At 58.2% G+C, this 12178-nt stretch carries 9 protein-coding genes; 5 read left to right on the top strand and 4 right to left on the bottom strand.

Annotated features, from left to right (window positions below; translation table 11 throughout):
- Positions 1 to 228: 228 nt before the first annotated feature.
- From ACQQ2Q_RS19020 to ACQQ2Q_RS19010, 3 genes are all read right to left on the bottom strand, one after another.
- Positions 229 to 1860 (bottom strand): ABC-F family ATP-binding cassette domain-containing protein, encoded by a 1632-nt coding sequence (locus ACQQ2Q_RS19020; protein WP_428188702.1) that lies wholly within the window; start codon positions 1858 to 1860, stop codon positions 229 to 231.
- A 196-nt stretch (positions 1861 to 2056) separates the two neighbouring features.
- A complete protein-coding gene (locus ACQQ2Q_RS19015; protein WP_428188839.1) occupies positions 2057 to 2419 on the bottom strand; it encodes a hypothetical protein in 363 nt (120 codons plus the stop codon).
- Between the two features lie 212 nt (positions 2420 to 2631).
- Complete coding sequence (locus ACQQ2Q_RS19010) at positions 2632 to 3336, bottom strand: GntR family transcriptional regulator (RefSeq protein WP_428188701.1); 705 nt, start codon at positions 3334 to 3336, stop codon at positions 2632 to 2634.
- Between the two features lie 135 nt (positions 3337 to 3471).
- On the opposite strand from ACQQ2Q_RS19010, the gene dctP reads away from it, so the two are divergent.
- The 5 genes from dctP to ACQQ2Q_RS18985 all read left to right on the top strand — a co-directional run bounded on the left by dctP (position 3472) and on the right by ACQQ2Q_RS18985 (position 9340).
- A complete protein-coding gene (gene dctP, locus ACQQ2Q_RS19005) occupies positions 3472 to 4458 on the top strand; it encodes a TRAP transporter substrate-binding protein DctP (RefSeq protein WP_428188838.1) in 987 nt (328 codons plus the stop codon).
- Positions 4459 to 4522: 64 nt separating this feature from the next.
- On the top strand, positions 4523 to 5095 hold the full coding sequence (locus tag ACQQ2Q_RS19000; RefSeq protein WP_428188700.1) for a TRAP transporter small permease subunit: 573 nt from the start codon (positions 4523 to 4525) through the stop codon (positions 5093 to 5095).
- On the top strand, positions 5092 to 6405 hold the full coding sequence (locus tag ACQQ2Q_RS18995; RefSeq protein WP_428188699.1) for a TRAP transporter large permease: 1314 nt from the start codon (positions 5092 to 5094) through the stop codon (positions 6403 to 6405). The genes ACQQ2Q_RS19000 and ACQQ2Q_RS18995 overlap by 4 nt, the downstream gene beginning before the upstream one ends.
- Positions 6405 to 7826 (top strand): malonyl-CoA decarboxylase, encoded by a 1422-nt coding sequence (locus ACQQ2Q_RS18990; protein WP_428188698.1) that lies wholly within the window; start codon positions 6405 to 6407, stop codon positions 7824 to 7826. Before ACQQ2Q_RS18995 ends, ACQQ2Q_RS18990 begins: the two co-directional genes overlap by 1 nt.
- A complete protein-coding gene (locus ACQQ2Q_RS18985) occupies positions 7823 to 9340 on the top strand; it encodes a malonate--CoA ligase (protein ID WP_428188697.1) in 1518 nt (505 codons plus the stop codon). Before ACQQ2Q_RS18990 ends, ACQQ2Q_RS18985 begins: the two co-directional genes overlap by 4 nt.
- Positions 9341 to 9768: 428 nt before the next feature.
- Here the strand turns inward: ACQQ2Q_RS18985 and ACQQ2Q_RS18980 are convergent, their stop codons facing one another.
- Positions 9769 to 11880: a catalase gene (locus ACQQ2Q_RS18980; RefSeq protein ID WP_428188696.1), complete on the bottom strand. Its 2112-nt coding sequence runs from the start codon at positions 11878 to 11880 to the stop codon at positions 9769 to 9771.
- Between the last annotated feature and the right edge of the window lie 298 nt (positions 11881 to 12178).

Below are 12178 nucleotides of genomic sequence, written 5' to 3'. Positions count from 1 at the left end.
AGCTCTCCGTCATCCGACTTATCCGGAATTGGAGATGCCGCCGACGCTTCCTGCACGGTGAGCCTTGCTGTATCGCCGTCGATTTGTGCCATCACCCCATTCACAGCTGACTAGCGCTCTTCGAACGCCATTCACGATGATTCGTGCATGCCTCCGTTCACCGCGAATCCGGACATGATGCTCGGCCCATATAACGAGACAATACCTGCAGCCAAACAGGCAATCAGCCTAACCGCCTGCGGCGCGTAGCCCCGGAGCTTCCTGCCCGGTGCGTTCCACATATTCGGTATAGCCACCGCCATACTGGTGAACACCATCCGGCGTCAGTTCCAGAACGCGATTGGAAAGCGCTGCCAGAAAATGGCGGTCATGGGATACAAAAAGCATCGTGCCCTCGTAAGCCGAAAGCGCCTTGATCAGCATCTGCTTGGTATCGACATCGAGGTGGTTGGTCGGCTCGTCGAGCACGAGAAAGTTCGGCGGATCAAACAGCATGGCCGCCATGACAAGACGGGCCTTCTCGCCGCCGGACAGCACGCGGCAGCGCTTTTCGACATCATCACCGGAAAAACCGAAACAGCCCGAAAGGGCGCGAAGCGGTGCCTGCCCCGCCCGGGGGAACCGCTGCTCCAGCCATTGCAGAATGGTGAGATCGCCATCGAGAAGGTCCATCGAATGCTGCGCGAAATAGCCGAGCTTCACGCTCGCCCCGAGGTTTACCGATCCATCATCCGGCTCGGTTGTGCCGGTGGCAAGCTTCAGCAGCGTCGATTTTCCGGCACCGTTCACCCCCAGAATGCACCAGCGCTCACGCCGGCGCACCATGAAATCCAGCCCCTCATAAATACTTCGGCTACCATAGGCCTTGTGCACGCTTTTGAGGTTGACCACGTCCTCGCCGGACCGAGGTGCGGGTAGGAAGTCGAAGGCCACAGTCTGGCGTCTTCGCGGTGGCTCGATGCGGTCAATCTTGTCCAGTTTCTTGACGCGGCTTTGAACCTGGGCTGCATGCGAAGCGCGCGCCTTGAACCGTTCGATGAACTTGATCTCCTTGGCAAGCATTGCCTGCTGGCGCTCGAACTGGGCTTCCTGCTGGCGCTCGTTCTGCGCCCTCTGCGCTTCGTAAAAGGCATAGTCGCCGGAATAGGAATTGAGCGATCCGCCATCGATTTCGATGATCTTGCCAATGATACGATTCATGAATTCGCGGTCGTGCGAAGTCATCAAAAGCGCCCCGTCATATCCTTTCAGAAAATCCTCGAGCCAGATCAGGCTTTCAAGATCGAGATGGTTGCTCGGCTCGTCGAGCAACATCACGTCGGGGCGCATGAGAAGGATGCGGGCCAGCGCAACGCGCATCTTCCAGCCACCCGAGAGCTTGCCAACATCGCCGTCCATCATCTCCTGGCTGAAGGACAGGCCGGCCAGCACTTCGCGCGCCCGGCCTTCCAGGGCGTAACCATCCAGCTCCTCGTAACGCGACTGGACCTCGCCATAGCGCTCTATGATGGCATCCATCTCATCCATGCGGTCGGGGTCCGACATGGCGGCCTCCAGCGAGCGCAGCTCGGCTGCCACCACACTGACCGGCCCCGCCCCTTCCATGACTTCGGCCACGGCGCTCATGCCGGACATTTCGCCGACATCCTGGTTGAAATAACCGATGGTTACGCCTTTATCGATGGAGACCTGGCCTTCATCCGGCTGTTCCTCACCGGTGATCATGCGAAAGAGCGTCGTCTTGCCCGCGCCATTCGGCCCGACAAGTCCGATCTTCTCACCCCTGTTCAGTGCTGCCGAAGCTTCAATGAAAAGGATGCGGTGGCTGTTGGACTTACTGATGTTCTCAATGCGGATCATGAAGGGGGCCTGATGAAAAAAGGAGGCTCCCTATGCCACGCCGGGCTTCCCATGTCACGCCTGCGCACGATACTGACGTTGAGCAGTGGATAGTGGAACGCCGGCCAGTCAAACGCTAGTCATCCCGGATCATCCGGCACTGGCTCGTGAGAGCCAATGCAGGCCTGCGGCAGGGCAAGACACAACCGCGCCGATTTCAAGCGGCGACGCTCTCCCTGACATCATCCAGAAGAAAATGCACCATCACATAATGGGTCGTATATTTCTGACCGCTGTCGGACACGCTCTCGACACTGCCACCCTCGGACGGATGCCATTTCTGATAGTGCGGGTTGTTGGTGATCAACGTGATCGCTTTGCTCGAAAAACGTCCGGAAAGTCGATAGCGAGCCTCTGAAAGGGGCCAGATTTTCTCGAAATCCTGTTGGCTGATGCGAACTTTCAAGGCCTTTCTGGTTATTGCCTTTTCGGTTGGACCATCGCTTTGTTCCACCGGGGGAATATGAAGGTCAACTTCCTCTGCATCGTCCAGCAGAAAGGCATATTCGTCTGGCCACATCCGTTTCACGTACCGCTCCTCCCAAAGCTTTCCGTCCATTCGCACAGCGAGTGTAGCGCTTCTGCTGTGGGAGGCAAGACAGATATGACCCGTCCGTGTTGTCACGTTCAGTTTACCAGTCAGCGACAATTGTCGATCCGGCGGCCCAGGCAGGACGCATCTGTTTCGATGCAATGGCCTTGTGTCATTTGGCGTTGACGGTCTATGCCGCTTCAGCCGCCCTGTGTCCTGCCGGTCGACGCTGGATCCGTTGCCGTTCGGCTTTTCAGCCGCTCGATATTGGCGACAAGGTCACTGAAGCGATCCCCCTGAACGGCAATATGACCGCGCAAAAGCGTGCGCGCCAATTCGTCATTGCCCTCGAGAATGGCATCGACGATCTTGCCGTGCTCCTCGAGGGAAACCTTCATGCGGTTGCGCACGCGCAACTGCAGACGCCGGTAAGGGCGAAGGCGCCGGTGAAGGGCGACACACTGCTCCCTGAGAAACCCGCTATGGCTGGCATCATAGATCGCGTGGTGGAACACTTCGTTCTCGTAGTAATAGCTGTCCGTGTCATCGCTGAGCGCCGCGTCCCTGCATCGGGCATGGGCCGCGCGCAGCACGTGCGCATCGTCCGCCGAGTGACGGCGCGCCGCATGGGCTCCGGCCATTCCCTCGAGCTCTGCCATCACATCAAACATCTCAAAGACATAATGGGGGCCTGGATCGACAACGATGGCACCGCGGCGCGGCCTGATCTCGACCAGACCGATGGCGCTCAATTGCATCAATGCTTCGCGAATGGGTGTGCGGGACACGCCGAAGCGTGTGGCGAGTTGCGTCTCATCCAGACGGTCGCCCGGTTCGAACTCGCCCGTCACGATACCATTCTCGATATCGTCCCGTAGTTTGTGAAAAGTGCTTTGTTCGCTCACGCCCAGCCTCGCGTACAAGATTTACTCTTCTCGTATACAAGACGATTGACATCGTGCGCAAGATGGTTTCAACATTGCCCCAATCCGGCGGGGAGGCCGGTTCAAGGGAGGAAACCTATGAAGAAGCTCACACGCATGCTGGGTCTTGGCGTTGCCATGGCCGCAATTACGTTCGGTGCCGTCTCGGCCCAGGCGGAAACCATTCTCAAGGCCTCGCACCAGTTTCCCGGTGGCAAGGGCGATATTCGCGACGAGATGGTTCAGCTCATTGCCAAGGAAGTCGAAGCGGCCAATGTCGATCTGAAGATTCAGGTCTTTCCGGGCTCGTCACTGTACAAGCCCAATGATCAGTGGAACGCCCTCACCCGCGGTCTGCTCGACCTCACATCGTTCCCGCTGGACTATGCGTCCGGTCGCCATCCGGAATTTTCGGCAACGCTGATGCCGGGTCTCGTTGGCAATTTCGACCGTGCCATGCGGCTCAATGATTCACCGTTCATGGCTGATATCAAGAAGATCATCGAAGATCAGGGCGCCATGGTGATTTCAGATGCCTGGCTTTCCGGGGCTTTTGCATCGAAGAAGAACTGTATTACCTCGCCCGACACGATCAAGGGTCAGGTCATCCGAGCTGCAGGTCCTGCCTTCGAGGAAATGTTGGCCGAAGCCGGGGCCTCGATTGCCTCGATGCCATCCTCGGAAATCTATTCCGGCATGCAGACCGGCGTTCTGGATGCCGCCAACACATCGTCGGCAAGCTTCGTGTCCTACCGCCTGTTCGAGCAGGCCAAGTGCCTGACTGCGCCGGGCGAAAACGCACTCTGGTTCATGTATGAGCCGGTGCTCTTGTCCAAGCAGACCTATGACAAGCTCACGCCTGAACAGCAGAAGGCGCTGCTCGCAGCCGGTGAAAAAGCGGAAGCGTTTTTTAACGAGGAAGTGCGCAAGGGCGATCAGGTTATGATCGATGCCTACAAGAATGCAGGTGTCGAGGTCGTCGAAATGTCCAAGAGCGACTATGACGCCTGGCTCGAGATCGCCAAGCAGTCGGCCTACAAGAAATTCGCCGAAAAGGTCGAAGGCGGCGACAAGCTGATCGAAAAGGCGCTCGCTGTCGAGTGATGGCAAACCTGCGGGGCGGCAGCCTTCTGCCGCCCACGATCCCGACACTTCTGAGGAAACTGCCATGGTAAAGGCCTATATCTGGGCCATCAGCCAGATCTCGCGTCTGTTCGCGCTGATCTCCACCGCATTGATCATCGCTGCCATGCTGGTCGTCTGCCAGATGATCCTGATGCGCTATGTCTTCGCCTGGCCAACGATCTGGCAAACCGACTTCGTCGTCTTTTCGGCAACGGTGGCGATCTTCCTGGGGGCACCATACGTGCTTTTGACCGGAGGTCATGTCGGCGTCGATGTGGTTGAGGTCATGGTGTCCCGAAAGACCAGGTCCCGCCTGCAAATCGTCGGCAGCGTCTTCGGGCTTCTTTTCTGCGCGATCATGTTTGTCGCCGGGTGGATACAGTTCCATGATGCCTGGGCTGGAAATTGGAAGCATTCCAGTATTTGGGCACCGCCGCTCTGGATCCCGCTGATGGCCCTGCCCATCGGCTTTGGATTGCTGTGTCTGCAATATGTGGCACGTATCCTTGGCCTCGTCTTCGATACGCAGGGCACAATCCCTGTCAGCGGACCGCATATGATGTCCGACGCCGAGATCCCCGCGCAAGCCACCACGTCCAAGGAGGCCATTCGATGAGCCCGACCGTCGCCGGATCACTGCTGATCCTTTCGCTCTTCGTGCTTCTGGGCACCGGCATGCCGATTGCCTTTGCGCTCGGACTTGCCGCTGTCACAGCGCTCTATTTTCAGAGCGGATTCGATATCTTCTACGTGCTCGGTGACACCATGTTCTCCGGCATCGCCAATCTCGCATATGTATCCATCCCGATGTTCGTGCTGATGGGGGCCGCTGTCGCGTCATCGCCGGCGGGCTCCGACCTCTACACAGCACTCGACCGCTGGCTGAACCGTGTGCCGGGCGGCCTCGTTCTGTCCAATATCGGTGCCTGCGCTATCTTTTCCGGCATGACCGGCTCATCGCCCGCCACCTGCGCTGCGATCGGCAAGATGGGCATTCCGGAAATGGTGAACCGTGGATACCCGAATTCCGTCGCCACAGGATCCATCGCGGCTGGCGGCACGCTGGGCATCCTGATCCCGCCTTCGGTGACTCTGATCGTCTACGGCATCGCCACCGAAACCTCTATTGGCCGCCTGTTCATGGCAGGTGTCATTCCCGGCGTCATGCTGACTGCCATGTTCATGACCTGGGCCATCATCGACTGCAAGCGCAAGGGTTACGTCTTCGATGGTGCCGGTATACGCTATACCATGAAGCAGCGTTTCTCCGCCCTTCCGCGCATTCTGCCCTTTCTGCTCATCATCGCAGGCACGCTTTATGTGCTCTATGGCGGCGTGGCCACGCCATCCGAAGCCGCCGGCGCCGGCGCGCTTTTAACGCTGCTCGTCGTCATCATTGCCTACCGTCTTTTCCGCTTCAAACCGGTTGCGCACATCTTTTCCTCTGCCATGCGCGAAAGCGTGATGATCATGATGATCATGGCGGCAGCCGAACTCTTCGCTTTCGCCCTGTCTTCGCTCTACATCACCCAGTCGGTTGCGGCGTTCATTGCAGACCTCGACGTCAATCGCTGGGTACTGCTGGCCATCATCAATGTCTTTCTGCTGGTTTGCGGCATGTTCCTGCCGCCAGTCGCTGTGATCGTGATGACCGCGCCTATGCTCTTTCCGATCGTCACCCAGGCAGGCTTCGACCCCTACTGGTTTGCAATCGTGCTGACCATCAATATGGAGGTCGGATTGATTACGCCGCCGATTGGCCTCAACCTCTTTGTGATCAACGCCATCGCACCCAAAATCCCGACCAGGGATATCCTCTGGGGCGCGCTTCCTTACGTGCTCGTGATGTTTCTGGCGATCCTCATCCTCTGCATTTTCCCCGGCATCGCCACCTGGCTACCAAATCGAATGCTCGGAGGTATCTAATGAACACGACATCCTTCCTTGGTGACATGCTTCAGGCCATTGCCGATCGCGGCCGCAAACTGCTGTCCTCAAGCCCGCGCGTCGACGGCAATAATCCGGTCGACACGATGGAGGCCCTTTGCGAGGCGTTGCTGTCAGGGCGCGGCGAAGCCTCCGGCATGGCGCTCGCCAACGATATTCTGACATCCTGGCGCCGACTGAACCCAAGTGAGCAACTGGATTTCATGCAGCGCCTGCTGTCCCGCTTTGGCCCGAGAACCGAACAGCTGGAACAAGCGATAGACGCTTATCGAAACGACCCGACGCCTTCAGCTCTGCTGACGCTTCATGAAGCGGCAGAACCTCGCCGGCAGGAGCTTATCCGCCGCTTCAATCTGGCACCCCATGGCATCGAGAGCCTTGTGCGGATGCGTGAAGCGCTCCTCAAGATGAAGAGCGAGCGGCCCGATCTGGAGGCCGTGGATTCCGATTTTGCCCATCTGTTCGGCTCCTGGTTCAACCGTGGCTTCCTGATGTTGAAGCCGATCAGCTGGTCGACACCGGCTGATATCCTGGAAAGGATCATTCGCTACGAGGCCGTGCACCATATTGGCGGTTGGGAGGAATTGCGGCTTCGGCTGGCGCCGAAGGATCGGCGCTGTTTCGCATTTTTCCATCCACAGCTTGCCGATGATCCGCTGATCTTTGTGGAAGTGGCGCTCACCCGCGATATCCCGGACAATATCGGCGACCTGCTGCGCGAGGATCGCGTACCGATCGCGGAAGCTGACGCGACCACTGCCGTCTTTTACTCGATCTCCAATTGTCAGGATGGCCTGCGCGGCATTTCCTTCGGCAATTTCCTGATCAAGCAGGTGGTGGAGGATCTGAAGCGCGACTTGCCGGGGCTGGACACTTTCGTCACGCTCTCCCCGGTCCCAGGCTTTGCCGCCTGGCTGGCTGAGGAACGACGTGCCGACACATCCGACGCCCTGACGGCAGCCGATAAGACAAAGCTCGAAGCTCTCGATGAAAGTGGCTGGGCTGATAACGAGGAACTGAAGGCCCGCGTTCAGCCTGTGCTGACGGCTGCGGCTGCCTGGTATTTCCTGAAAGCGCGCAATTCCCGTGGAAGGGTGATCGATCCGGTCGCCCGTTTCCACCTCGGCAATGGCGCGCGGCTGGAGCGGATTAACGTCCTGGCGGACCGCTCGCCGCGCGCCATGCGCCAGTCCCACGGGCTTATGGTCAACTATCTCTACAAATTCGACGACATCGAGAAAAATCACGAGGCCTTTGCAGCACGAAGCGAGGTCGTGGCCGCTGGTCCGGTGCGCAAGCTGGTGCCGGCGGACAAGGGCCCGAAAAACCCTCTTCCGATGGGCGGCACCACCCCGGCAAACAGCCAGAATGAAAAAGGCAGCAAGGAGTTCAGCGCATGAGCAATCACCTTTTTGACGCGATCCGCAAAGGCATCCGCCCCGAGGCCTCGTTCATCGAGACGGCACCCGGTCAGCGCTGGACCTATGGTGACATGCTCGCCCTCTCCGCCCGCTTTGCCGGCGCGCTTACGAAACTCGGCGTAAAACCGGGCGACCGGGTCGCGGTGCAGGTGGAAAAGAGCCCGGAAGCGCTGATGCTTTACCTCGCTTGCGTGCGGGCCGGTGCCGTTTATCTGCCGCTCAACACGGCCTACACGCTGGCTGAACTTGACTACTTTATCGGCGACGCGGAACCGCGCCTGGTGGTCTGCGCGCCGGGCGCAAAAGAAGGCTTGCAGTCGATTGCAGTGCCAAAAGGTGCAGTCGTCGAAACAATGGATGACAATGGTGGCGGCAGCCTGATCGATCTGGCCCGCTCAGAGCCGGACAGTTTCGACGATGTTTCACGCGGTGCCGACGATCTTGCTGCCATCCTTTATACGTCCGGCACCACGGGACGATCGAAGGGTGCCATGCTCAGCCACGACAACCTTCTGTCGAATGCGGCGACGCTGCGCGATTACTGGCGTTTCACCAGCGACGACAAGCTGATCCATGCCTTGCCGATCTTCCACACCCACGGTCTCTTCGTCGCCTCCAACGTCATCCTGCTCGCAGGCGCATCCATGGTGTTCCTGCCGAAATTCGATGCCGAGCAGGTTCTCGCGCTGATGCCAAAGGCGACCTGCATGATGGGCGTTCCGACATTCTATGTCCGCCTCATCCAGAGTTCGGCACTGACCAAAGAGCGCACCGCCAATATGCGTCTCTTCATCTCCGGCTCCGCACCCCTCCTGGCGGAAACCCATCGCCAGTTCGAGGCCATGACAGGCCATCGTATTCTGGAGCGCTACGGTATGACCGAAACCAACATGAATACCTCAAACCCCTATGAGGGCGAGCGGGTGGCGGGCACAGTGGGCTTTCCGCTGCCAGGCGTTTCACTGAGGGTTTCCGATCCGGAGGACGGCAAGCCGGTCCCCGATGGCGAGACCGGTATGATCGAAGTGAGCGGTCCGAACGTGTTCAAGGGCTATTGGCGCATGCCCGAGAAGACCGCTGCCGAATTCCGTGCCGACGGGTTCTTCATCACCGGCGACCTCGGCATGGTCGATAAGGCAGGCTATGTCCACATTGTCGGTCGCGGCAAGGATCTCGTGATCTCAGGCGGATACAATATCTATCCGAAGGAAGTCGAAACCGAGATCGATCAACTGCCGGGCGTCTTTGAAAGCGCCGTTATCGGTGTTCCCCATCCCGATTTCGGCGAGGGCGTGACTGCCGTTGTGGTGCGCAAGCCCGGCGAGACAGTCGAGGAGAAGGATATTCTGGCGGCATTGCAGGAAAGGCTTGCCCGTTACAAGCAGCCGAAACGCGTCATCTTCGTCCCCGATCTTCCACGCAATACGATGGGGAAAGTGCAGAAAAATGTCCTGCGCGAGACCTATGGCAAGCTTTTTGAACCAGTAAGCTAGCGAAATGTCTCAAGCGGGATGTTCGAGGTCCGCACACAATGTGTCCGGTTGGGGTTGATCGAACAACTCGACGTCCCCGTCAGGCACCAAGTCATGGCCTGTCCGATCAACGCTTTGCGGCGCTCGGACAGGCCATGACTTTAATGCGGTGCCGCGCCGAATTACAGTATTCCCGCACACCAGGCGACATAGAGCGTCGCCATGACATCCTGGCGCGATACTTCGCGGCAAAACTTGTCAGTTCCCGCAGCCCGAACGACCACGCCGAAAATTCCAGCCTAGTTGTTTCGAGTGTGCGGGACTTGGTAGCTTCATCTCCTTACAATCCATCCGAAGCGTGATTGCCCGAACTGCGCCGCGCAATTCGCCAAGGCCCTTTAGCCTTCCAATATTGGAGCGGCCGGGATTGGTCTTTTTCGAACTCCACGTTACGCGAGCTTTGCCTCGCGGTCCCAGAAGCGAAGGTCTCGGCACATATCGATGAAGGCGGCCCCGTCACTTTTCTTCGACAGCATCTTGCATCCGTCATCGATATCGCTCCAGATTCCGGCCTTCTCGAGCAAGGCCCTGGCCTCTTCACTGTAGCCAATGAACTTGCAATGCGCGAAAGCATCTGCGGCAAAATCACGGGCAGCGGGCTGCTTGGCAAGAGCCGCAGCGCCATCCTTGGAGACGAGTATCGCAACCGCGTCGTAAAGGATTGACGGACCACCATCGATCTTCTGGCCCGCCTCGATCAGCGTACCGTCGCTGGCCTTCACGCCACCGATCTTCGGAGCGACGAACTCGATCTGGCCGCCTTCTTTTTCAACCGCCGTCTTGAGTGCATCGACGAGATCGATATCGACACCATCGGTAACCAGCGCGCCAAGCTTGCGGCCCTTGAAGCTCTTGGGCCCGTTGAGGATAATGGACAGCGTGTCCGAGGTCTTGAGATCGGTAATCGTCGGGCGAGCCGCATCGGCCGGCTTCGGCATTGATTTCAACCCGAGACCGTCGGCCACTTTGCCGGCAAGATCCTCATCCACGTTCAACAGATGTGCGACGATGCGCTCCCGGATGGCCATGGTTTCGACCTTCGAAAGTTCGAAGACAAAGGCATCGGCAATGTGTCCCTGTTCGACCGGCGTCTGCGAGACGTAGAATTGTCGCGCCTGGCTGTAATGATCGGCAAATGTCTCGGACCGGTAGCGGCCCTTTGCGCCTTCCATGTCTTCGCCATAAGACTGGAAGCCCTTTTCCGGGTTTTCGCGCGGTCCCCCCTGCTTGCCCCAGGAATTGGGTTCGTAGTTCGCACGCCCGGTCGGGTTGTGGAACGCCATGTGACCGTCCTGCTGGAAATGGTGGAAGGGACAACGCGGAGCGTTGACCGGCAGGTGGTTGAAATTGGTCGATCCCAAACGGCTCAATTGGGTGTCGAGGTAGGAGAAGTTCCGTCCCTGAAGCAGCGGGTCATTGGTAAAGTCGATGCCGGGCACCAGATTTCCGGTCTGGAAAGCCACCTGCTCCGTTTCGGCAAAAAAATTGTCGACGCAGCGATCCAGGACCATTCGGCCGACAATCCTCACCGGCACCTGTTCCTCCGGAATGATCTTGGTCGGGTCGAGGACATCGAATTCGAACTCGTCTGCAAATTTTTCGTCGAACACCTGAAGGCCAAGTTCCCATTCGGGATAATTTCCCATCTTGATGGAGTTCCACATGTCGCGACGATGGAAATCGGGATCGGCACCGTTCAGTTTCACGGCCTCGTTCCACACCACCGACTGCAGACCCTGCTTCGGTTTCCAGTGAAACTTGACGAAGCTGGACTTGCCCTCGGCATTGATCAAGCGGAAGGTATGAACGCCAAAGCCTTCCATGAACCGCAGCGAGCGCGGAATGGTGCGGTCGGACATGATCCACAACGCCATGTTGATCGATTCAGGCGTCAGCGAAATGAAGTCCCAGAAATTATCGTGTGCGGTCTGCGCCTGCGGGAAGCCACGATCCGGCTCCTGCTTGGCGGAATGGATGAGGTCGGGGAATTTGATCGCGTCCTGGATGAAGAAGACCGGGATATTATTGCCGACCAGATCCCAGTTCCCTTCCTTGGTGTAGAACTTGACGGCAAAGCCGCGCACATCGCGCGCCAGATCCGGCGACCCCTTGTTGCCGGCAACAGTTGAGAAACGGGCAAACAATTCGGTCTTTTCGCCCTTGCGCTGAAAGATGTCAGCCTTGGTGAGATCCGAGAGCGATTCATAGGCTTCAAAATAGCCATGGGCACCGAAACCGCGGGCATGGACGACGCGTTCTGGAATGCGCTCGTGATCGAAGTGGAAGATTTTCTCTCTGAAATGCTGGTCTTCGAGAAGTGTAGGACCGCGCTGGCCGGCCCGAAGCGAGTTCTGGTCATCTGCGACCGGCGTGCCCTGCTGGGTGGTCAATGTCGGAATGTCACCGCCGGCTGTCTGGTGAAGCTCACCACCCGTTCCGCGCAATATTTTCTGATCGCCAATGGCGACGGTGTCCAGCTTGCCCACTTTGTTTTTTGCCATGTCGCGCTCCTATCGGTAATGAAAGCGGATGTGGCGGTCGTACGGCTGTACGTTTGTGCCATCCATCCGAATCGAGGAACGGTAGGCTGGACAGTTTGTTCCGGCATGCAAGGGAAGGCCTGCCATAAACCGTTGGTTGTTTGACGAGGTCGCGCTCTAGATTAGCGGTGATCGTGGCATTCCGCGTTTGCAGACGGATTGATCGCCCGGGCGTTTTGAGCGCCGGGATTTATTTTCATATCTTGTATTTGATATGATGATTGAATTTGTGTTTTGGATTTTGGTTGCGGGGGCAGGA

The organism is Agrobacterium sp. ES01, assembly GCF_050320885.1.
GTDB lineage: Bacteria > Pseudomonadota > Alphaproteobacteria > Rhizobiales > Rhizobiaceae > Allorhizobium.
Note: the sequence above shows the minus strand (reverse complement) of the source record. Positions and strands in the feature narration are given on the sequence as shown.